Source organism: Ureibacillus sp. FSL W8-0352 (assembly GCF_038004345.1).
Taxonomy (GTDB): Bacteria; Bacillota; Bacilli; order Bacillales_A; family Planococcaceae; genus Ureibacillus; species Ureibacillus thermosphaericus.
This window is the reverse complement of the sequence record NZ_JBBOQT010000001.1, coordinates 2,492,269-2,515,000: the sequence shown is the minus strand read 5'-3', so window position 1 is coordinate 2,515,000 and position 22,732 is coordinate 2,492,269. Positions and strand designations below refer to the sequence as shown.

Annotated in this window: 15 protein-coding genes, 2 rRNA genes, 1 pseudogene and 1 other annotated feature (1 of these 19 cut by a window edge); of the genes and pseudogenes, 13 read left to right on the top strand and 5 right to left on the bottom strand. The window is 38.6% G+C overall.

Annotation, left to right across the window (positions count from 1 at the left end; translation table 11 throughout):
- From NST98_RS12665 to NST98_RS12650, 4 genes are all read left to right on the top strand, one after another.
- A 23S ribosomal RNA gene (locus NST98_RS12665) occupies window positions 1-2,887 on the top strand; it begins 40 nt to the left of the window's first position.
- 48 nt (window positions 2,888-2,935) lie between these two features.
- Window positions 2,936-3,051 (top strand): 5S ribosomal RNA (rrf, locus tag NST98_RS12660).
- Window positions 3,052-3,854: 803 nt separating this feature from the next.
- Window positions 3,855-5,321 (top strand): IMP dehydrogenase, encoded by a 1,467-nt coding sequence (gene guaB / locus NST98_RS12655; protein WP_016839551.1) that lies wholly within the window; start codon window positions 3,855-3,857, stop codon window positions 5,319-5,321.
- Window positions 5,322-5,453: 132 nt separating this feature from the next.
- Window positions 5,454-6,788, top strand: a complete 1,335-nt coding sequence (locus NST98_RS12650) for a serine hydrolase (protein ID WP_340704737.1) — start codon at window positions 5,454-5,456, stop codon at window positions 6,786-6,788.
- 445 nt (window positions 6,789-7,233) lie between these two features.
- Here the strand turns inward: NST98_RS12650 and pdxR are convergent, their stop codons facing one another.
- Window positions 7,234-8,640 carry a MocR-like pyridoxine biosynthesis transcription factor PdxR gene (gene pdxR, locus NST98_RS12645; protein WP_340715740.1) on the bottom strand — a complete coding sequence of 469 codons (1,407 nt, stop codon included), beginning with the start codon at window positions 8,638-8,640 and terminating at the stop codon, window positions 7,234-7,236.
- 104 nt (window positions 8,641-8,744) lie between these two features.
- On the opposite strand from pdxR, the gene pdxS reads away from it, so the two are divergent.
- The 3 genes from pdxS (at window position 8,745) to NST98_RS12630 (ending at window position 13,268) form a co-directional block, all read left to right on the top strand.
- Window positions 8,745-9,602, top strand: coding sequence for a pyridoxal 5'-phosphate synthase lyase subunit PdxS (gene pdxS / locus NST98_RS12640; RefSeq protein ID WP_340715261.1), 858 nt, complete (start codon window positions 8,745-8,747; stop codon window positions 9,600-9,602).
- Window positions 9,603-9,683: 81 nt separating this feature from the next.
- Window positions 9,684-9,898: a binding site (T-box leader), on the top strand.
- A 54-nt stretch (window positions 9,899-9,952) separates the two neighbouring features.
- Entirely contained in the window at window positions 9,953-11,239 is a 1,287-nt protein-coding gene (serS, locus tag NST98_RS12635) for a serine--tRNA ligase (protein ID WP_096549956.1), read from the top strand.
- A 274-nt stretch (window positions 11,240-11,513) separates the two neighbouring features.
- On the top strand, window positions 11,514-13,268 hold the full coding sequence (locus NST98_RS12630; protein WP_340715260.1) for a methyl-accepting chemotaxis protein: 1,755 nt from the start codon (window positions 11,514-11,516) through the stop codon (window positions 13,266-13,268).
- Window positions 13,269-13,462: 194 nt separating this feature from the next.
- Here NST98_RS12630 and NST98_RS12625 read toward each other — a convergent pair whose 3' ends face one another.
- Together NST98_RS12625 and tadA are read right to left on the bottom strand one after the other, a co-directional pair.
- On the bottom strand, window positions 13,463-14,776 hold the full coding sequence (locus NST98_RS12625; protein ID WP_340715259.1) for a short-chain fatty acid transporter: 1,314 nt from the start codon (window positions 14,774-14,776) through the stop codon (window positions 13,463-13,465).
- Between the two features lie 140 nt (window positions 14,777-14,916).
- Window positions 14,917-15,432 carry a tRNA adenosine(34) deaminase TadA gene (tadA, locus tag NST98_RS12620; RefSeq protein WP_016839536.1) on the bottom strand — a complete coding sequence of 172 codons (516 nt, stop codon included), beginning with the start codon at window positions 15,430-15,432 and terminating at the stop codon, window positions 14,917-14,919.
- A gap of 161 nt (window positions 15,433-15,593) precedes the next feature.
- Here tadA and NST98_RS12615 point away from each other — a divergent pair, with 161 nt between their 5' ends.
- The gene (locus NST98_RS12615; RefSeq protein ID WP_340715258.1) at window positions 15,594-16,157 is read left to right on the top strand and encodes an LOG family protein; all 564 of its coding nucleotides are present in this window, start codon (window positions 15,594-15,596) and stop codon (window positions 16,155-16,157) included.
- Between the two features lie 88 nt (window positions 16,158-16,245).
- On the opposite strand, the gene NST98_RS12610 is transcribed toward NST98_RS12615, so the two are convergent.
- Window positions 16,246-16,629 (bottom strand): sodium:proton antiporter, encoded by a 384-nt coding sequence (locus NST98_RS12610; protein WP_096549953.1) that lies wholly within the window; start codon window positions 16,627-16,629, stop codon window positions 16,246-16,248.
- A 247-nt stretch (window positions 16,630-16,876) separates the two neighbouring features.
- On the opposite strand from NST98_RS12610, the gene NST98_RS12605 reads away from it, so the two are divergent.
- The 5 genes and pseudogenes from NST98_RS12605 to ltrA all read left to right on the top strand — a co-directional run bounded on the left by NST98_RS12605 (window position 16,877) and on the right by ltrA (window position 21,350).
- The gene (locus tag NST98_RS12605; protein WP_340715257.1) at window positions 16,877-17,497 is read left to right on the top strand and encodes an RraA family protein; all 621 of its coding nucleotides are present in this window, start codon (window positions 16,877-16,879) and stop codon (window positions 17,495-17,497) included.
- Window positions 17,498-17,991: 494 nt separating this feature from the next.
- A complete protein-coding gene (locus tag NST98_RS12600) occupies window positions 17,992-18,165 on the top strand; it encodes a hypothetical protein (protein WP_172597813.1) in 174 nt (57 codons plus the stop codon).
- Between the two features lie 262 nt (window positions 18,166-18,427).
- Window positions 18,428-19,075 (top strand): hypothetical protein, encoded by a 648-nt coding sequence (locus NST98_RS12595; RefSeq protein ID WP_096549952.1) that lies wholly within the window; start codon window positions 18,428-18,430, stop codon window positions 19,073-19,075.
- Window positions 19,076-19,133: 58 nt separating this feature from the next.
- Window positions 19,134-19,682, top strand: coding sequence for a hypothetical protein (locus NST98_RS12590; RefSeq protein ID WP_340715256.1), 549 nt, complete (start codon window positions 19,134-19,136; stop codon window positions 19,680-19,682).
- An 803-nt stretch (window positions 19,683-20,485) separates the two neighbouring features.
- Window positions 20,486-21,350: pseudogene (gene ltrA / locus NST98_RS12585) on the top strand (group II intron reverse transcriptase/maturase).
- A 90-nt stretch (window positions 21,351-21,440) separates the two neighbouring features.
- Here the strand turns inward: ltrA and gltP are convergent.
- The gene (gltP, locus tag NST98_RS12580) at window positions 21,441-22,712 is read right to left on the bottom strand and encodes a glutamate/aspartate:proton symporter GltP (protein WP_096549951.1); all 1,272 of its coding nucleotides are present in this window, start codon (window positions 22,710-22,712) and stop codon (window positions 21,441-21,443) included.
- Window positions 22,713-22,732 lie beyond the last annotated feature (20 nt).

Here is a 22,732-nt window from a genome sequence, read left to right as displayed (position 1 = left end):
AGGAGCCGATGAAGGACGGGACTAACACCGATATGCTTCGGGGAGCTGTAAGTAAGCTTTGATCCGGAGATTTCCGAATGGGGGAACCCACTGTTCGTAATGGAACAGTATCTTAACGTGAATCCATAGCGTTAAGAAGGCACACCCAGGGAACTGAAACATCTAAGTACCTGGAGGAGAAGAAAGAAAAATCGATTCCCTGAGTAGCGGCGAGCGAAACGGGAACAGCCCAAACCAAGAGGCTTGCCTCTTGGGGTTGTAGGACACTCTATACGGAGTTACAAAAGGATGGGTTAGATGAACCGTTCTGGAAAGGACGGCCAGAGAAGGTAAAAGCCCTGTAGTCGAAAATCCATCCTCTCCTGAGTGGATCCTGAGTACGGCGGAACACGTGAAATTCCGTCGGAATCCGGGAGGACCATCTCCCAAGGCTAAATACTCCCTAGTGACCGATAGTGAACCAGTACCGTGAGGGAAAGGTGAAAAGCACCCCGGGAGGGGAGTGAAAGAGAACCTGAAACCGTGTGCCTACAAGTAGTCAGAGCCCGTTAACGGGTGATGGCGTGCCTTTTGTAGAATGAACCGGCGAGTTACGATTACGTGCAAGGTTAAGCAGAAAATGCGGAGCCGCAGCGAAAGCGAGTCTGAATAGGGCGTTTTGAGTACGTGGTCGTAGACCCGAAACCAGGTGATCTACCCATGTCCAGGGTGAAGGTGAGGTAACACTCACTGGAGGCCCGAACCCACGCACGTTGAAAAGTGCGGGGATGAGGTGTGGGTAGCGGAGAAATTCCAATCGAACTTGGAGATAGCTGGTTCTCTCCGAAATAGCTTTAGGGCTAGCCTCGTGTGAAGAATACTGGAGGTAGAGCACTGTTTGGACTAGGGGCCCACCTCGGGTTACCGAATTCAGACAAACTCCGAATGCCAGCTATTTATACACGGGAGTCAGACTACGAGTGATAAGATCCGTGGTCAAAAGGGAAACAGCCCAGACCACCAGCTAAGGTCCCAAAGTAATCGTTAAGTGGAAAAGGATGTGGCGTTGCTTAGACAACCAGGATGTTGGCTTAGAAGCAGCCATCATTTAAAGAGTGCGTAATAGCTCACTGGTCGAGTGACGCTGCGCCGAAAATGTATCGGGGCTAAACGATTCACCGAAGCTGTGGATTCGTGCGTTGCACGAGTGGTAGGAGAGCGTTCTAAGTGCGTCGAAGTCAGACCGGAAGGACTGGTGGAGCGCTTAGAAGTGAGAATGCCGGTATGAGTAGCGAAAGATGGGTGAGAATCCCATCCACCGAATGACTAAGGTTTCCTGAGGAAGGCTCGTCCGCTCAGGGTTAGTCGGGACCTAAGTCGAGGCCGAAAGGCGTAGACGATGGACAACAGGTTGATATTCCTGTACCACCTCCCCGCCGTTTGAGTGATGGGGGGACGCAGGAGGATAGGGAATGCACGCCGTTGGTCGAGCGTGTCCAAGCAGCAAGGCGTGGAAGTAGGCAAATCCGCTTCCTAATACGCCGAGCTGTGATGGGGAGCGCGTTACGCGCGAAGTTCCTGATTTCACACTGCCAAGAAAAGCCTCTAGCGAGGCGGGAGGTGCCCGTACCGCAAACCGACACAGGTAGTCGAGGAGAGAATCCTAAGGTGAGCGAGAGAACTCTCGTTAAGGAACTCGGCAAAATGACCCCGTAACTTCGGGAGAAGGGGTGCTCATTGGGGTGCAAGCCCTGATGAGCCGCAGTGAATAGGCCCAGGCGACTGTTTAGCAAAAACACAGGTCTCTGCAAAACCGTAAGGTGAAGTATAGGGGCTGACGCCTGCCCGGTGCTGGAAGGTTAAGAGGAGGAGTTAGCGCAAGCGAAGCTCCGAATTGAAGCCCCAGTAAACGGCGGCCGTAACTATAACGGTCCTAAGGTAGCGAAATTCCTTGTCGGGTAAGTTCCGACCCGCACGAAAGGCGTAACGATCTGGGCACTGTCTCAACGAGAGACTCGGTGAAATTATAGTACCTGTGAAGATGCAGGTTACCCGCGACAGGACGGAAAGACCCCGTGGAGCTTTACTGTAACCTGATATTGAATTTCGGTGCAACTTGTACAGGATAGGTAGGAGCCGTAGAAGGGGGAGCGCCAGCTTCCCTGGAGGCGCCCTTGGGATACTACCCTGGTTGTACTGAAATTCTAACCCGCAAGCCTGATCGGCTTGGGAGACAGTGTCAGGTGGACAGTTTGACTGGGGCGGTCGCCTCCTAAAAGGTAACGGAGGCGCCCAAAGGTTCCCTCAGAATGGTTGGAAATCATTCGCAGAGTGTAAAGGCATAAGGGAGCTTGACTGCGAGACCTACAAGTCGAGCAGGGTCGAAAGACGGGCTTAGTGATCCGGTGGTTCCGCATGGAAGGGCCATCGCTCAACGGATAAAAGCTACCCCGGGGATAACAGGCTTATCTCCCCCAAGAGTCCACATCGACGGGGAGGTTTGGCACCTCGATGTCGGCTCATCGCATCCTGGGGCTGTAGTCGGTCCCAAGGGTTGGGCTGTTCGCCCATTAAAGCGGTACGCGAGCTGGGTTCAGAACGTCGTGAGACAGTTCGGTCCCTATCCGTCGTGGGCGTAGGAAATTTGAGAGGAGCTGTCCTTAGTACGAGAGGACCGGGATGGACACACCGCTGGTGTACCAGTTGTCTTGCCAAAGGCACCGCTGGGTAGCTATGTGTGGACGGGATAAGTGCTGAAAGCATCTAAGCATGAAGCCCCCCTCAAGATGAGATTTCCCATTGCATAAGCAAGTAAGATCCCTCAAAGACGATGAGGTAGATAGGTCCGAGGTGGAAGCACGGTGACGTGTGGAGCTGACGGATACTAATCGATCGAGGACTTAACCAATCATTTCAATGTCGTTATCCAGTTTTGAGAGAACAACCTCTCATATAGTGAAGTGACGATGGCGAAGAGGTCACACCCGTTCCCATACCGAACACGGAAGTTAAGCTCTTCAGCGCCGATGGTAGTAAGGGGCTTCCCCTTGTGAGAGTAGGACGTCGCTTCGCAAAAAGGCACCACAATAGTGGTGCTTTTTTTTTGCAAAAACTGAAGCCCCTTACTACCAAGGACTGAAAGTCCGATCGGCGCGATAGAGAAGTGGCATATAGAACGTAAGCAAAACAATTATTTGGAGGAGACGAGAAGCACGGGGACCAAGAAGTTCAAGGAAGCGAGGCGGCCCGGAGCGGAGCGTACTATGTACGTGAGCACCGGACCGCCGAAGCAGACGCAGAAATTCGCCGGTCAACGTGCTTCGGAGTTAGCGCCGATGGTAGTTAAGGGGTCCCCTTGTGAGAGATAGACGAGGGCTTCGCAAAAAGGCACCACAATAGTGGTGCTTTTTATATTGTAAAAATTGAAGCCCCTTACTACCAAGAACTGAAAATCCGATCGGCTCGAACAGGATGTTGTTTTTCAATATGCCACTGCAAAATATTCAATTCGTAAAACTCAACGGTATAAAAAATGAAGTCAAATATGACTGATTATCAAGCAATTCGATGCCATTTATTAATTGAATGATGAAGTTAGTCGTAATCCCCTTCATGATATATATAGTTGGGTTGCATCTTTTAATTAGTTAATAACCATTTTTAATGTTGGAAGATATCAAATTTCATAATTGCATGTAAAAAGAGCAAAATAAATCTAGTTTAGCGTTACATATCTAAATTAAAATAGTGTAACACAAAATGACAATTTCCAATAGTCCGAATACTTTTTCTATTTGTTAGATTCTTGACACTAGGAAAACATGTTGATAATCTTACTATTAATATTCGTTTTGTACTTAGGAGGAATAATCGAAATGTGGGAGACGAAGTTTGCAAAAGAAGGATTAACATTCGACGATGTATTATTAATACCAGCGCATTCAGCAGTATTACCAAAAGAAGTAGATTTATCAGTACAACTTACACCAAAAATCAAATTAAATATTCCTATTATTAGTGCTGGAATGGATACAGTAACTGAATCTAGAATGGCGATTGCAATGGCACGTCAAGGTGGAATCGGGATTATTCATAAAAACATGTCCATTGAAGAACAAGTAGAAGAAGTAGAAAAAGTAAAACGATCTGAAAATGGTGTCATTACGAATCCTTTCTTTTTAACACCAAGTCATCAAGTGTTTGATGCTGAACATTTAATGGGTAAATATCGCATTTCGGGTGTTCCAATTGTAAATAATGAAGAAGAACAAAAATTAGTGGGAATTATTACGAATCGAGATTTACGTTTCATTTCCGATTATTCATTGAAAATTGAAGAAGTAATGACAAAAGAAGATTTAATAACAGCTCCTGTAGGAACGACATTAGAAGAAGCTGAAAAAATATTACAAAAGTATAAAATTGAGAAACTTCCAATCGTAGATAATGAAGGAAAATTAACAGGTTTAATTACAATTAAAGACATCGAAAAAGTAATAGAATTCCCAAATGCAGCAAAAGACAGCATTGGTCGACTTGTAGTAGGTGCTGCTGTTGGGGTTTCAAAAGATACAAGTGCCCGTGTAAAAAAATTAGTTGAAGCGCAAGTAGATGTTATTGTTATTGATACAGCTCACGGCCATTCTCAAGGCGTAATTGATACAGTTAAAGAAATTCGAAATGAATATCCAGATTTAGAGATTATTGCAGGAAATGTTGCGACAGCTGAAGCAGCACGTGCATTGTTTGAAGCAGGAGCGGATGTAGTAAAAGTAGGTATTGGCCCTGGATCCATTTGTACGACTCGTGTTGTAGCAGGTGTAGGTGTACCACAAATTACAGCGATTTACGATTGCGCAACAGTTGCTCGCGAATATGGTAAAACAATTATTGCAGATGGTGGCATTAAATATTCCGGTGATATCGTGAAGGCTCTTGCAGCAGGTGGACATGCTGTTATGCTTGGTTCACTTCTTGCAGGAACAACAGAATCACCTGGTGAAACAGAAATTTTCCAAGGACGTCGTTTTAAAGTATATCGTGGAATGGGTTCTCTTGCTGCGATGGAACAAGGTTCAAAAGACCGTTATTTCCAAGAAGATGCGAAAAAATTAGTTCCTGAAGGCATTGAAGGACGTGTACCATACAAAGGGCCTCTTGCTGATACAATCGAACAATTAGTGGGTGGTATCCGTTCAGGAATGGGATATTGCGGAGCTCCTAACTTAGAACATTTACGCGAAAAATCTCAATTCGTCCGCATGACAAATGCAGGTCTTCGTGAATCTCATCCACACAATGTACAAATTACGAAAGAAGCTCCAAACTATTCTCTTCAATAATTTGAAACCTAAACACTCTTCTAACGTCACTGTAGATGTTAGAAGAGTGTTTTTTCTTGTTCGTTACACACATCGATTACTATCTATGGTAAAATGAGCGAAGATGATAATAATGAGTGGAGGTACATTTAAGTGAAAACAGCAAGGAAGACATCAATGATCAGCTTACTCATGATTCCAATTCTGTTAATTAGCATGATTGTTACGACACCCCAAGCCAATGCTGAAACAGATTTAGGATTAAATGTTGGGGCTGCCATTTTAATTGATGCAGATTCAGGGAAAATATTATACGAGCAAAATGCTGATACACCGCTTGGTATTGCGAGTATGTCAAAAATGATGACAGAGTATATTTTATTAGATGCGATTAAAGCTGGTACAGTTAGTTGGGATCAAGAATATCGCGTGACGGAATATACATATAAGTTGTCACAAAATCGTGCATTAAGTAATGTGCCGTTAAGAGCAGATGGAACTTATACGATTCAAGAATTGTATGAGGCAATGGTAATTTACTCTGCAAATGCTGCTACAGTGGCAATCGCTGAAACAGTAGCTGGAACGGAAACAGAGTTTATAAAGCTAATGAATAAAAAAGCGGAAGAATTAGGACTAGAAGGGTATAAATTTGTCAATTCAACAGGATTAAATAATGCTGATTTAATGGGCATGCATCCTGCTGGGACAGGTCCGGAAGATGAAAACGTAATGCCAGCTCGCTCAGTTGCAAAACTTGCCTATCATTTACTGAAAGATTATCCTGAAGTTTTAGAGACTGCTAGCATTCCGAGAAAAACGTTCAGAGAAGGTACAGATGATGCCATTAAGATGGAAAACTGGAACTTCATGTTGCCAGGGTTGGTATATCAATATCAAGGTGTCGATGGATTGAAAACAGGTACAACTAATTTAGCGGGATACTGTTTTACAGGAACTGCTGAACGAAATGGTACACGTTTAATTTCAGTTGTAATGAATGCTGTTGATTCAAACGGTGTTGGTTCATATAAAGCGCGTTTTGATGCAACAGCAAAATTGTTCGATTATGGTTTTAGCCAATTTGCAAAACAAGAAATTATTCCAGCCGACTTTTCTGAAAAAGGAAAAGAATCTATTAAAGTCATTAAAGGAAAAGAAGATAAAGTAAAAATTGCTGTAAAAGAACCTTTATCCATGCTTGTAAAAACATCAGAAAAAGATTTATATCAACCAAAGTTAGTGTTAGATAAAGAGTCCCTTGAAGCGAAAGTTGAAAAAGGGACGGTAGTTGGGAAAGTTGTAATTGAAAGAAAAGAAGGTTCTGATTACGGTTTTATCGATGGTAAAGAAATGGCTGTTGATGTAGTAACAGCAGACGATGTTGAACGAGCAGGATTTATCTCATTATTCTTCCAAGGAATCGGTAATTTCTTCAGTAATCTTTGGGGAGGAATTACTAGTTTTGTAGGCGGGTTATTTTCATAATAATCTGCCCATTGCAAAATAGTTGACGTGTTTTATCTATTAAATATAGATGAATTTTTAGTTAAGGGGGGCTTCTCAAATATCATTTTGAGAAGCCCCTTTTTCGGCAAGGATAGTGGCATCATTTTCTGTAACCCGCATGAGCAAAGCTATTAAGAAAATATGAATATAAGAATGGAGGTTGTTCAGAAAGTGATCGATTTTCCGGACAGCCCCTATCTTTATGTGACTTATTTTGATCATAATCTTGGGTTCCAATTTATTCATTAGGTACGAATATAATCCCGAAGACATGCTTAACATACTTTCAAATTTCTATTAATGACTATTGGTGGATGGATCAGTACTACTAAAAAATATTGCTTGGGAAATAACTATGGGAAATATATTAGACTGTTATGATAGAAGCTCGCTAATCGTTTATCCTTTAGCGAGCTTTTGTTGTTTATGGATTTTTTTGAATTCCCCAACAACGCATTAATTGATGGATTGCATTTTCAATTTCATTTAAAGGAATACCCCCAAATCCAAGGAGGAAAGTAGGATGTTCGTATTCAATCGGTTTTAATAAATAATTTGTTACAGGAGTTATGGAGATTCCGCAATCATTTGCAAGTTGTTTTAATTGTTCTATACTTTTGTCGATTGGTACAGATAAGAGTACATGCATTCCCGCTTGATCTCCCGTAATTGTTACTTCTGGATAATAAATAGATAGTGTATGTTTCAATTTATCATGTTTTTTACGATAAATTTTCCTCATACGATTTAAATGTTTAGAAAAATGGCCATCTTTCATAAAATTCGCCAGTATGTGCTGAACAAATCTTGGAACTGTTGCTGAGTAATAGCTAAACTTTTCTTTATATTTCATTAATAAATGATGGGGTAATACCATATAAGCAACGCGCAAAGATGGCATCAGCGATTTTGTAAATGTGCTCATATAAATAACTTTATTATTCTGATCTAAGCCATGAAGTGCTGGAATTGGTTTACCGATATAACGGAATTCACTGTCGTAATCATCTTCAATAATATATCGATTGGTATCTTTGCTGGCCCATTTAAGCAGTTGGGTTCTTCTTGTTGCTGAAAGGACAGCCCCTGTTGGGAATTGATGAGAAGGAGTAATATAGACAATATTTGCATTTGTTTTTTCAAGTTCATCCACTATTAAGCCTTCTTCATCAACAGAAATGGGAATGGCATTATTATTTAAATGTATTCTAGGAATAGCTGAATAGCCCGGGTTTTCAAGGGCAAGTATGGAATTGTCTTCAAATAGGCGCAAAATCATCGGAAGAAGATGCTCAGTTCCGGATCCTATGACGATTTGTTCAGGTTCGCAATAAATGCCCCTGGATTGAAATAAATAATTGGCAATTTCATTCCGTAATTCTATTTCTCCTTGAGGTTCGCCCATTTGCAGCAATTCTTTTGAGCTGATATCAAAAATATCCTTTACATACGTTCTCCATAAAGCAAAAGGAAAAGAATCTTCATCGACTTTACCAGGATGAAAATCATATTGATATTGTTTTTGTTCTTTTTGAGGAATCTCTATATTTGTTTCTTGAATTTTTTCCACATATGGCAGTTCATCAATTTCCTCCACAAAGTATCCTACACGCGGAACGGAAGTAATATATCCTTCAGCTAATAATTGAGAATAGGCGATTTCAATAGTTGTTTGGCTAATATTTAAAAACTCCGCCAATTTCCTCTTAGAAGGCAGTTTTGTTCCCACTTCAATTTGTTTCTGAATAATCGCATTTTTTATTCCGTTATAAAGTTGTTCATATAAAGGCTTATTATTCTGTTTTTCCAATTGGAAGATCAGCATGTCCATCATATGTACCTCCAACTGACCATATAGAATTTTTAATTATTGGAACTTTTTATATAGTCAAAATTCATTATACTAAAAGTTATAAAATATTAGGAGGTCATATTATGGAAAATTTAGTGCAAATTAATATTCCACGAGGCGGAGTAATTATGGATGTCGTGAATGCAGAGCAGGCAAGAGTGGCAGAAGCAGCAGGTGCTGTTGCGGTAATGGCATTAGAAAAAGTGCCAGCTGATATTCGTAAAGAAGGCGGCGTAGCCAGAATGGCTGATCCACGAATTATAGAGGAAGTAAAGAATGCGGTATCTATTCCGGTAATGGCAAAAGCGAGAATTGGCCATATTGTTGAAGCCCGCATTTTAGAAGCAATTGGTATAGATATGATAGATGAAAGTGAAGTATTAACACCGGCAGATGATGAATTTCATATATTAAAAAGTGAATTTAAAGCACCTTTTGTATGTGGATGCCGTGATTTAGGAGAAGCAGCTAGAAGAATTGGCGAAGGGGCAGCCATGTTGCGTACGAAGGGTGAAGCTGGCACAGGAAATATTGTGGAGGCTGTACGCCATATTCGCAAAGTAAATGCCCAAATTCGTCAAGTTGTCAACATGAGTAATGATGAATTAATGGTTGAAGCAAAAAAATTAGGTGCCCCTTATGAGTTGTTGCTAAAAATTAAAGAATTAGGCCGATTACCGGTATTAAATTATGCAGCAGGTGGAGTGGCAACACCGGCAGATGCCGCTTTAATGATGGAATTAGGTGCAGACGGCGTGTTTGTCGGTTCCGGTATATTCAAATCGGAAAATCCGGAAAAGTTTGCACGCGCCATTGTTGAAGCAACAAAAAATTATAAAGACTACAAGTTCATTGCAGAACTTTCAAAGGAATTAGGTTCCCCTATGAAAGGCATTGATGTTGCGACCCTTTCGAAAGAAGAACTTTTGCAAGTTAGATAAAATTTGTTAAAAGAAAGATAATAAAGTCTTTTCTTGCAAAATTGAATGGGATATAGTACGCTATGGTTAAAATCGATTAGCGATAATGCGATGATTGGAAGTAGTAACAAGTCAGTTTTTTTTAGAGAGTCAGCGGTTGGTGGAAGCTGATAAAAACCCTTGTGAATCCGTCCATGAGTTGCCCAGCTGAAATGTTTAGTAGGATTGGGTCGGTTGAAAAGCCGTTATGAAATAAGAGGATTAAACATTTTGTTTAATCAACTAGGGTGGCAACGCGGGTAGCTCTCGTCCCTTTTGGGATTGAGAGCTTTTTATATGGAAAATTTCATAATAAGTTTGGAGGAATAAACATGCTAGATATTAAACGTGTCCGTGACAACTTTGAAGAAGTAAAAAAAATCCTGTTAACACGCAACGAAGATTTAGGAAATATTGATGAATTTGAAACGCTTGATTCAAAACGCCGTGAATTAATTGCAAAAGCGGAAGAATTAAAAGCAGAGCGCAATAAAGTATCAGAGCAGATTGCTGTGATGAAACGCAATAAAGAAAATGCTGATGAATTGATCGTTCGCATGCGTCAAGTGGGAGAAGAAATTAAACAGTTGGATGCAGAGCTTCAGGAAATTGAGGAAAAGTTCAAAGATATGATGATGCGTTTGCCAAATATTCCTCATGAATCTGTTCCAATTGGTGAGAGCGAAGATGATAATGTTGTGGAATATACTTGGGGAGAAGTGCCGGAGTTCCAGTTTGAAGTTAAACCACACTGGGATTTAGCTACAGATTTAGGCATCATCGATTTTGAAAGAGCTGCAAAAGTAACGGGAAGCCGTTTTGTATTTTACCGCGGCTTAGGTGCAAGACTTGAGCGAGCACTGATGAATTTTATGATGGATTTGCATGTGGAAGAGCATGGGTATGAGGAAATGCTCCCTCCAGTCATTGTCAATCGAGACAGTTTATTAGGAACAGGTCAATTACCAAAATTTGAAGAGGATGTATTTAAACTTGTCGATACTGACTATTTCATGATTCCAACTGCTGAAGTGCCGGTAACGAATTTCTATCGGGATGAAATATTAAGCGTTGATATGTTGCCTAAAGCGTTTGCTGCCTATAGTGCATGTTTCCGTTCAGAAGCAGGATCTGCGGGTCGAGATACACGCGGATTAATCCGCCAACATCAATTCAATAAAGTAGAGCTTGTCCGCTTTGTTAAACCGGAAGAATCTTATGAACAATTAGAGTTATTAACAAGCCATGCAGAAAAAGTACTTCAATTATTAAACTTGCCTTATCAGCGTGTGAAAATGTGTACTGCTGATTTAGGCTTCACGGCTGCTAAAAAATATGATTTAGAAGTATGGATGCCATCACAAAATAAATATCGTGAAATTTCATCTTGCTCAAACTTTGAAGATTTCCAAGCGAGACGTGCAAATATCCGCTTCCGTCGTGAACAAGGGGCAAAACCAGAATACGTTCACACATTAAATGGTTCAGGACTTGCTATTGGTCGTACAGTTGCTGCCATTTTAGAAAATTATCAAAAAGAAGATGGAAGTGTCATTATTCCTGAAGTATTAAGACCATATATGGGTGGAAAAGAAATGATGACACCACCTAAAAAATAAAAGTAATAAAAAGAAGCATACCGAGTAAAAGGTATGCTTTTTTCTTTTTGCTAGAATGTATTTCCGTTTTCTTAATATTCCTAATAATTTAATTAAATGGAAAATTTATATTGAATAAACGAATTCGGAATAATATAATTTTTTAAACAAGTATAAATTTTTATAAAAATCAATATTTATTTTTTACTATTTTGTAATTTTAAATATTGGGAGGAGGAAATACCTATATAAAAATTATTAAACTGACATCTTTTTGACTTTTTTATCAGGGGGTATGTTTGTTTTGTTTAAGAAATTGACAATTAAACGAAAGTTGTTGATTATTTCTACTGCTTTGTTGCTCATTCCTTTAGTTGTAGTAAGCTTCATAAATTTCATGCAAACTGAAGAAAGTTTGAATGAGTTAGGGAAAACCAATTTGAGCAACAGTGTTGAAATGACGTTAGAAATGATTAATAGTTTATCGAAATATGTTGATAGAGGGGAAATTTCATTAGAGGATGCGCAGGAAAAAGTAAAAGAAGCCATTTTAGGAAGCAAGAATGAGGAAGGATTACGACCAATCAATAAAAATATCGATATAGGAGAACATGGTTACTTATTTATCGTCGATGAAAAGGGAACTATGCTTGCGCACCCGACAATTGAAGGCCAAAATATGTGGAACGATGAAGATACAAAAGGATTAAAATTCATACAAGAAATTATCAAAGTGGGACAATCAGGTGGAGGATTTGTTTATTATGATTATCCATTAATCGGAAATGAAAATCAGATTGAAGAAAAAGTAGCTTATTCAAAAGTGGATTCAAACTGGGGATGGATAATTGGTGCAAGTACATACATGATGGATTTTAATAAGCCTGCAAATAATATTTTAAAAGTGAATTTGTTTACGTTGTTGATAGCAGTAATCATAGGTTTAATTGTTATATGGGTATTTACAAATAGCATATCAAAGCCTATTCAAATGGTTATGGAAAGAATGAATTTACTTTCTCGAGCAGATTTAAGCCTTGAACCGATAAGGATTAAATCGAAGGATGAAACTGGCCAATTAGCTTTGGCAATGAATGATATGCAAGATAAGTTGAAGAATATCCTGCAAGAAATTGCGAAAAACTCCGAAATTGTCTCAAGTAGTAGCGAAGAATTAACGCAGGCTGCAAATGAGGTAAAACTGGGTGCAAATCAAATTGTCGTGACAATGGAGGAACTTGCTCAAGGTTCCGAAAAACAAGCAGATCATGCAAGCAACTTATCATCCATAGCAGCGAACTTTGTAGCGACTTCTCAAGAGGCAAACGAGCACGGAGAACGTGTTCAGCAAAGAGCAAAAGAAATATTAGCATTAACAAATGACGGAAGCCGTTTGATGGAATCTTCCGCTAAACAAATGCAAACAATCGATTATATTGTTCGTGATTCAGTCGGTAAAGTGAATGAACTTCATACCCAAGTACAAGAAATCTCTCAATTGGTTATAGTCATTAAAGAGATTGCTGAGCAGACAAATCTTTTATCTTTAAATGCTGCAATTGAAGCGGCAAGAGCAGGAGAACATGGAAAAGGATTTGCTGTTGTTGCAGAAGAAGTTCGAAAACTGGCTGAACAAGTAGCATATTCTGTAACGGATATAACAAAGATTGTAAATAATATTCAGGAAGAATTTAGTGTTGTGACAGAAGCGTTAACAAATGGTTATAAAGAAGTTGAGCAGGGGTCTACTCAAATAAAAACAACACACGAAACATTTACTACGATTCAAAATTCTTTGCAAGAAATGGTCGATAGTATCACGGTTGTAGCTGAAAATTTATCAACCATCGCAACAAACAGTAGTGAGATGAACAGTTCCATTCAAGAAATTGCTGCAATCTCTGAAGAGGCTGCTGCCGGTATTGAAGAAACAACGGCTGCATCAGAACAGACAAATAGTGCAATGGAAGAGATTTCTGCTAGTTCTGAACAACTGGCAGTCCTTGCTGAGGAATTAAATCGACTAGTTCGACAATTTAAATTGAGATAAACAAGGGGACGAGGGTTCCTAAAAAAGTTATTTAAATGCTTCCTTTGCGTCTGTCGCTCCCGCTTTCGTCACAGAAAATGCAATGAGGAGGCGCGTTTGATGTAACCACCGCAGAGAAAGAGTTAAAAAATATTTATTGTAAGATTTAAGCTTGATCAAAAGTTCAAAACTTTTATGATCAGGCTTTTTTATTTTTAGAATAATAAAAATCCAATACTGATAATAATTCCTGTAAAAATGAGAACGAATACACAGAATCCCATAATATCTTTTGCTTTTAAGCCCGCAATGGCAAGTGCAGGTAGAGCCCAGAAAGGTTGAATCATGTTCGTCCAAGCATCACCCCAAGCAATAGCCATAGCCGTTTTCGCATAATCAGCCCCTATCACTTGAGCTGCTTCTAACATGATTGGTGCTTGCACCGCCCATTGACCTCCACCAGAAGGAATGAAGAAATTGACTAAACCAGCAGAATAAAATGTAAATAAATAGAAAGTTGTATCGTTCGAAATAGCAATAAACCACTCAGAGAAGACAGCAGCTAAACCTGAATTTGTCATCATCCCCATAATCCCTGCATAGAAAGGGAACTGAAATACGATGCCACTTGCTGTTTTAATGGCATTTTGAGTAGCGGCTAAGAAGCGTTGAGGTGTTCCGTGTAAAATAATTCCGAGAATCACAAAGATTGTGTTCACAATATTTAAATCAAGAGCAAAACCTTTCGTTGTAAAATGATAAATAAGATACGTTACTCCAATTATCCCAATTAAAATAGTTAAAATATAGCTTCTTTCTGAACGAGAAGCAAAAGTATTTACAGGCGGTGGGAATTTCTTCTCTTCTTCTACTAATAAAGCTGGATCCACTTCTACTACATCATCATCTTTTGGCATCATCCAGCGGTTAAAGAATGGAAGAGTGAAAAGGATAACCAGTACAATAAATAAATTATAAGAAGTAAAAATTGTTCCCGAAGTAGGAACTACGCCCATTATCCCTTCAAAAGGATGCCCTTCAGTTGCTACTGATAGAGGAATGGATCCTGCCAACCCACCGTGCCAAATAATAAAACCAGAATAAGCACTAGCAATTAATAAGCGATAGTCCACTTTTTTTACATGACGAGCGATTTCTTTAGCAAAAATAGCTCCGATTACTAAACCGAATCCCCAATTAATCCAGCAAGCAATTAAAGAAACAAATGTAACAATAATAATGGCCATACCAGGGGATTTGATGCTGCTTGCAATAGCAGTTAGAAATTTTTTAAATAAAGGGCTATTTGCTAGTACGTGTCCAGCAGTTAGTACAATGACCATTTGCATCGTAAATGCTAGTAATCCCCAGAATCCATCTCCCCAATAAATAACCATATCAAGTGGTGAGGAGGGGGTTAATACAACACCAAGAATTACAACGAGTACTGATAATATTGCAACAAAAATATATGGATCAGGTAAATACTTTTCCATAATAGCATTTGATATTCTCGTTAAAAACTTCATATTTTCATGTTCCTCCTGATTCTAAAAAAAGTTAGATATTTTATAGATACGAAAAATCAGGAGAAAATATGATATATATTTTAAAAAATAACATAATATGATAGGTGGATAGTTTTAAAAATATAATTGTGACTGATTTCTCAATCACAATTTTCCTTCTCATTCAATTTCATTTTTCGTTTTTCTTCTTTTTTTCTTTCTCGAATCGCTTTAAAAAAATTTGTTAATAGAGAGCTGCACTCATCAGCTAAAACACCTTCTGTCACATCACATTCGTGGTTTAATCGAGAATCGTTTAATAGACGATATAATGAATCGACACTACCAGCCTTAGGGTCCCGTGCACCATATACGACCCGAGGGATTCTTGATTGTAGAATTGCTCCAGCACACATTGGACATGGTTCAAGGGTCACGTATAATGTCGTTTCTTCTAACCGCCAGCTCCCAATTGCTTTGCAAGCTTCTTGAATTGCCATTAGTTCCGCATGCGTAATAGCGTTCTGAGTTGTTTCCCGCAAGTTGTGGGAACGAGCAATGATTTGATCTTGATAGACAATAACAGCACCGATGGGAACTTCACCAAGAGTTTCCGCTTTTTTTGCTTCTTTAATTGCTTCACTCATAAAATATTCATCTTTATCATATAATTCCACATTCCTCTCTCCTTCGGTGTAAGTGTATCATGATTTCATGATTGAATCATCTTCATGCTTGCCGTAACAAAATGCAAGAAAAAATAAAATAGAATTTTGAACCTTTTACATTGAGTTAATAATTTTTCGATATAATGGAAGTAAAAGAGAAGGTGACTTGATTGCGTATAGCGGTTTATTGTGGTTCATCATCAGGAAAATCGTCGGTTTATGTAGAAAAAGCAATTGAATTAGGGAAAATGATTGCACGTAGCGGATACGGGCTTGTTTATGGAGGGTCAACTCAAGGTTTAATGGGGAAAGTAGCGGATGCAGCTCTTGCAGAAGGCGGAGAAGTAATCGGAGTCATGCCGGAACATTTAGTGAATAAAGAAAAATTGCATAAAGGATTAACTGAATTATATATCGTTGAGTCAATGCATGCTCGAAAAAAGAAAATGTCGGATCTTTCCGATGCTTTTGTGGCGATACCGGGTGGTTGCGGAACACTTGATGAATATTTTGAAGCTTTTACTTGGGCGCAAATTGGATTACATGCGAAACCTGTTATTTTATATAATGTAAATGGCTTTTATGATGGTCTAGTACAGCATTTTGAAAAGATGATGGAAGAGGGATTTTTACGAGAATCACAACATGAATTGTTTTTAGTAGCAACTTCATTAGAAGAACTATTTGAAATGTTGGAAATGAGCAATGGAAATCTTGTGAATAAAGATGTTTAACAATATTCGAATCCTGGGATAGTGTAAATACACTAATCAAGGATTCTTTTATTTTTTATCATAAAAAAAGGGAGAATATTTTCTCCCTTTAATGGAAGATGAGCATTGCTACGAGTAGAGGTATGGACATTAAGACTAATACCCCGATACTCCACAAAGTTTGTTCAGTAGTAGTCATGTTCTTCGGTCTTAAGCTAATGGAATCATATAAATCATTAATGGCTTTTTGTTCTTTATTATAAAGCATTGTTTGAAACTCATCGTAATCTTCAATATATGAATAGGGTGAACGTGCGCCAAAGCGAATGTCACGTATGTCATCTGTAACATCTTGATTATTATGAAGATAGATAATAGTTGGTGAGAGACCACCATTTGACTTTGCAATGACTTCGATATCATACGTTGCCATCCGGTAGACTTTTTTCCCTTGTTCATTGATGCATTCTTTTATTAAGCGGTTCATTATCATTGCCGTGTCACTCCTTGTAGAATTATGTAATTTTTATACAGTGTAACCATCTTATAAATTTTTACGCATAACACGTGATCACAGAGCAATGATGGTTATTCATAGTATATGTATTTGTAGGAATGCTAACTTCTTAACTTTATTAAAATTTAGTGAAATTAGTTGCAAATTATATAGAAAAAGGAAAGTTTATCCTATAATATAGAATTATTAAAATATTATGTAAATTCAAAGGGGTTATGTCGACATGTCCAATTTAATTGAAAAATATTTAGCGATACCAACTACTGCAATATCTGATACTACAGGGGGACATACAAATTTAGATGCAAAAATCAAACCGTTGAGCGATCATTTTAAAATTGCTGGACGAGCTGTAACGGTTAGATTGCCAGATGGGGAAAATAAAGCTGTATTAGAAGCAATTAATATCGCACAAAAAGGGGATATTCTTGTTATTGATGCAAAAGGGAATACAAACCGAGCAGTAGCAGGGGATTTTGTAGCTTCTCTTGCGAAAGGATTGGGGATTCAAGGGTTTGTTGTCAATGGTGTAATACGTGATATTGCAGCAATTCGAGAATTAGATTTTCCGGTGTTTGCCCTAGGAACAACCGTTGCTAGTGGAAATAAACATGGTGGTGGTCGAGTAAATGTTCCGATTGCCATTGGTGGTGTGAGCGTCCAACCAGGAGACTTCATTATTGGAGATGTAGACGGTGTTGTTGTTGTTCCACAAGGAGAAGAAGAAGAAATTTTGAAAAAAGCCGAAGAAAAACTAGCAAAAGATGAAGCGAGAGAAAAGGAAGCATTAGCAAACGGGGAAGAATCAATACGCCAATATATTGAAAAAGCTTTATCAAAATAAAAATTTATTATTTTCTATTCATAAAAAAATTTTCTGAAAAATATTAAAAGGGGCATTTTTGCCCCTTTTTTTGTGCGCCCGGCATGTACATGAACTATAGGGTGTAAGTCCCGAACCCCGAAGACAGAAGTAGAGGTTAGCTCAACGCAAGGGTGTCCGTGGTGACGCGGAATCTGAAGGAAGCTGGAGGCAAAACACCGGTCCGAGGAACACGAACCTCATATAAGGCTAGGTATGATTGAGTGAGTTTGCAAAACAAAACAAAGCTCTTTCTGTCGAAGGTCATATCGAGTAAATGAGGCGGATAGATGGTGTGAAAGTGCATGTACTTACCCGGGGAGGTCTGGCGGATAGGTGAAGTTCGCTTCATAACCTACTTAGTGATAAGTAGCTGAACCGTCAGAAGTCAGCAGAGGTCATAGTATTAGTTGGTTTAGAACTACTAAGAAGGACCGAACAATTAAGAGAGAATAGCCCTTGGCATTCAGTGAGTCATGATGAACACAGAAAACGTAGTACCTCACTTGAGGAAGGAAGCGGTGAATCCCGTGTTGTTCAGTAAATTTACGATAAAACCCATAATTCTTAATCCTACACTTATGAGGGGATTATACAAAGTTATGAATAAAAAGGAAGAAATTGCTTTTTTTATACTACAATGTTTGTAAATCATCGAAAAAGAAAAGAGAGAAAAATGGAGGTGAAAAATATCGAGTAAAACTATGTATCTCACAAATCATCAGATTATTTAGAACATTTTTTATTGTGATTATAGTAAATAGGAGGTATTAGTATGAAAAAGTATTTTTATTCTTTATTTCTTTTATTTACATTCTTACTGTATTTGTAAATGTACCAGCAGCAAATGCACAAGTTGAGGATAACAAAGAAATCATTTATCAAGCTCAAGAAATTACAGATATAGATGAATTGCTTGAAAGGGCTTTAAATGGAGTTCATGAAGTTGAATTGAATAATATTGAATTACCTAAATATCAATTAACAAATTCAAACAAAATAAAATCGTCTACATTAACAAATAGTGAATTAAGCGAAGATTTTAACGTTACGAATGTTTCTACATCTCAATTGTTAAAAGTAGAAAAAATTGGAGATGTTGAAATTGAAGAATTCGCCATTACTACTTTTGGATTAGTAGAAGAAACGGACAATATTAATGGTTTCAATATAGCATCCGCAGAATCCGGAAATAAAGGCGAAGAAAAATGGGATTCTTCTTATAGTGTAAAGGCTTACTCAACTATTTATTATTCAAGAAAGAAAGAAAATAATATCGAATACGCAAAGATTACAAAAGCTACTGGAGGATGGAAAATTAGTGATTCAACGGTTTCTATTACGAGCAGAAAAGTATCCGTTGGTACTAGTGGATTCCCAAGTCTAACTCAGGCTAAGGATTATTCACCAACTTCAAATGAATGGTCTTATTCTTCTGATTTTAAAGACTGGAAATATGTAAGTCTGCAATATACTCATTATGTGGGAGCGACTTCTACTGCTACTTTAAAAAGTAGAGGTGGTTCTGTATGGACTCTACAATTACAAAATAATATCTAAACTCCATAAGTGTATTTAATTATTTTTTTAGAAAGGATATATAATGAGCGTTAAAAATATGTCAAAATCGATTTTCAGCATTCTTTTCGTTGTATTACTCTTAGCCGGTTGTTCTAATAATCCTTCTGTAGAAATAATTAGTGCGACAGTTGAGATAGAAAAGAATAATTTAGTAGAAGATAGTGATGAATTAGAATTTGTTAACTTGCATTATAATTTCGTTTTAAAAAATGTTGGAAGAAAGGATCTTGGAGGAGATAAGCGTTTAAATGACGCAACATACGATTATGATGACGGTATAAAAATTTATATTGAACCCAGTGAAAAACTGAAAGCCATTTCGGAAGAACTAATTGGGATAAATATCTATGATAAGAAAAAAAATTATGGTACGGGGCATACAGGTTTACCAGTTCTTAAACCTAATCAAGAAGGCGAATTCTCGCTTGATTTTGTATTAGGTGCCTTAAAGGACAATGAACAATTAAAAGCTGCACCATCTTCCGAACAGTTAGAGAAGTTAAAAGAAAATGCAATGGATGCCACTTTAATGGTTATGGTCGAGGACGAAACAATCGCACAGTTTGACCTTAATAATTTAGAATAATTGAACTTTTGCTAAAAAGCACTTTCGATATATTCATAATGACCCCATATAAAAGGGATTCATTATGAATATCGGAAGTGTTTTTTTTGTGGAATTTGCAAGGTGTAACGAGAATAGGAAGTAAAGCGGTATCTGTATTCAATTTTTCCACATTCCGTAAAGTTTATTCTTTAACTTTTTCCAAAAAACATAAATATTTCCAAATAAAAAGGTCTTAACACAAAATTTCCGTTGACGGTAATTTAGTTTTTCGATGTGCGCCCGGCATGTACATGAACTATAGGGTGTAAGTCCCGAACCCCGAAGACAGAAGTAGAGGTTAGCCAAGAGCAAGGGTGTCCGTGGTGACGCGGAATCTGAAGGAAGCTGGAGGCAAAACACCGGTCCGAGGAACACGAACCTCATATAAGGCTAGGTATCATTGGATGAGTTTGCACAACAAAACAAAGTCCTTTCTGCCGAAGGTGATACAGAGTAAATGAAGCAGATAGATGGAAGGAAAGATTACATTCTTACCCAGGGAGGTCTGATGGATACGTGAAGTACACTTCATAACCTACTTAGTGATAAGTAGCTGAACCGTCAGAAGTCAGCAGAGGTCATAGTATTAGTTGGTCTAGAACAACTGAGAAGGACCGAACAATTAAGAGAGAATAGCCCTTGGCATTCAGTGAGTCATGATGAACACAGAAAACGTAGTACCTCACTTGAGGGAGGAAGCGGTGAATCCCGTGGGGGACCTCTTGGAGGGTGGAGTGACCACTGGCATAAGAAGATAAGCTATTCACGGAAGGAGAATAACGATGCTTTTGAATCAAATCCTGTCACGGGAGAATATGCTTCAAGCACTAAAACGTGTAGAACAGAATAAAGGAAGCCATGGAGTAGATAAGATGCCCGTACAAAATCTACGACAGCACTTAGTCGAAAACTGGCTATCTATTAAGGAGGCAATTCTCAAGGGAACTTATGAACCAATGCCAGTCCGCAGAGTCGAAATCCCGAAACCTGACGGCGGTGTTCGTTTACTAGGAATCCCTACCGTAACAGACCGTTTGATTCAACAAGCAATCGCCCAAGTACTTTCAAAAGTGTATGACCCTACATTCTCTGAAAACAGCTACGGATTTCGACCAAACCGAAGTGCTCATGATGCGGTGAGGAAAGCGAAAGAATATATAAGAGATGGATATCGATGGGTTGTAGATATGGACTTGGAGAAATTCTTTGATAAGGTCAACCATGACAGATTAATGGGTACACTCGCGAAGAGAATCCAAGATAAACCATTACTGAAATTGATTCGTAAGTATTTACAATCGGGCGTCATGATTAATGGTGTGGTGTCAAGCACATTAGAAGGAACTCCACAAGGAGGACCATTAAGTCCGCTACTATCTAACATTGTACTAGATGAACTAGATAAAGAATTGGAAAGAAGAGGACACAAATTCGTTCGATATGCGGATGACTGTAACATTTACGTGAAAAGTAAACGAGCAGGACTTCGCACAATGGCAAGCGTATGAATGGGGAAATACTCGGAAGAGTTATTGGCGTATTTCAAATAGTCCAATATTACACAGAACCCTTGGTAACTCCTATTGGAGAAACCAAGGGCTGAAAAGTCTTGAAGCTCGTTATGAAAACTTGCGTCAATTATCTTAATTGAACCGCCGTATACGGAACCGTACGTACGGTGGTGTGAGAGGACGGGAGTTAATCGCTCCCTCCTACTCGATTAATCAAATCGAAAATTTATTTCGCTAACTCTGCAAGATATTCTTCCTTTTTATTTTCATCAAATCGACCTTCCCATTTGGACATAACGATCGCTGCTAAAGAGTTACCAACTACGTTTACGGCAGTACGAGCCATGTCAAGAATACGGTCGATACCAGCGATAAATGCTAAACCTTCTAATGGAATACCTACAGAACCTAAAGTTGCAAGTAATACAACGAATGATACTCCAGGTACCCCTGCAATACCTTTAGAAGTAACCATTAGTACTAGTACTAATGTAACCTGTTGAGCAATTGTTAAATCAATGCCGTATAACTGAGCGATGAAAATAGCAGCAATTGCTTGGTATAAAGTTGAACCATCTAAGTTAAATGAATAACCTGTAGGGATAACAAAGGATGTAATATCTCTTGGACATCCAAACTTCTCCATTTTTTGCATGATGCGTGGTAATACCGTTTCAGAACTAGATGTGGAGTACGCTAAAATAAGCTCGTCCTTTAAAATTTTAATTACTTGGAAAATATTTATATTTACAATTTTCGCTGTAATTCCTAAAACAACGATTACGAAGAAAATCATCGCACCATAAACTGTAATGACTAATTTACCAAGTGGAATCAATGATTCTAATCCAAATTTTGAAACGGTTACAGCCATTAAACCGAATACCCCAAATGGAGCAAATTTCATTACTAAGTTTGTTACCCAGAACATGGCATCTGCTACACCTTGCGCAATGTCAAGGACTGGTTTTCCACGATCACCTATCGCTGCAACTCCTAAACCGAACAATACGGAGAAGAAGATAACGGATAACATGTCGGCTTCTGCCATTGCTTTCACGACGTTTGTTGGTACAATGCCAACAATCGTATCAATGAAACCACCATCATGTTCTACTTGTTCAGTTGTTTCAACATAGGATGAAATATCCGTTTGTTCCAACTGATTCATATCAATACCTTCACCAGGTTTAAACACGTTTGTAATGAGTAAACCAATAATGATGGCAATCGTTGTAATAATCTCAAAATATATTATCGTCTTACCACCAAGGCGACCAAGTTGTTTTAAATCGCCTGTACCAGCTACACCTACAATCAACGTTGAAATGATGATTGGTACAACAATCATTTTAATTAAGTTTAAAAAGATGGTGCCAAGTGGTTTCAAATATGTTTCGACAGCTGGATTTTCATAAAATACAGCCCCTACAACTATCCCCAATACTAACGCAATTAAAATCTGTGCTGCTAAACTGAGTTTGAATTTCTTTTTCAAAATATTCCCCCCTGTTTAAA

Coding starts and splice junctions, on each gene's coding strand:
- guaB (WP_016839551.1), top strand. CDS start 3,855: ATGTGGGAGACGAAGTTTGCAAAAGAAGGATTAACATTCGACGATGTA.
- pdxR (WP_340715740.1), bottom strand. CDS start 8,640: ATGGACATGCTGATCTTCCAATTGGAAAAACAGAATAATAAGCCTTTA.
- pdxS (WP_340715261.1), top strand. CDS start 8,745: ATGGAAAATTTAGTGCAAATTAATATTCCACGAGGCGGAGTAATTATG.
- serS (WP_096549956.1), top strand. CDS start 9,953: ATGCTAGATATTAAACGTGTCCGTGACAACTTTGAAGAAGTAAAAAAA.
- NST98_RS12630 (WP_340715260.1), top strand. CDS start 11,514: ATGTTTGTTTTGTTTAAGAAATTGACAATTAAACGAAAGTTGTTGATT.
- NST98_RS12625 (WP_340715259.1), bottom strand. CDS start 14,776: ATGAAGTTTTTAACGAGAATATCAAATGCTATTATGGAAAAGTATTTA.
- NST98_RS12610 (WP_096549953.1), bottom strand. CDS start 16,629: ATGATAATGAACCGCTTAATAAAAGAATGCATCAATGAACAAGGGAAA.
- NST98_RS12605 (WP_340715257.1), top strand. CDS start 16,877: ATGTCCAATTTAATTGAAAAATATTTAGCGATACCAACTACTGCAATA.
- NST98_RS12600 (WP_172597813.1), top strand. CDS start 17,992: ATGATGAACACAGAAAACGTAGTACCTCACTTGAGGAAGGAAGCGGTG.
- NST98_RS12590 (WP_340715256.1), top strand. CDS start 19,134: ATGTCAAAATCGATTTTCAGCATTCTTTTCGTTGTATTACTCTTAGCC.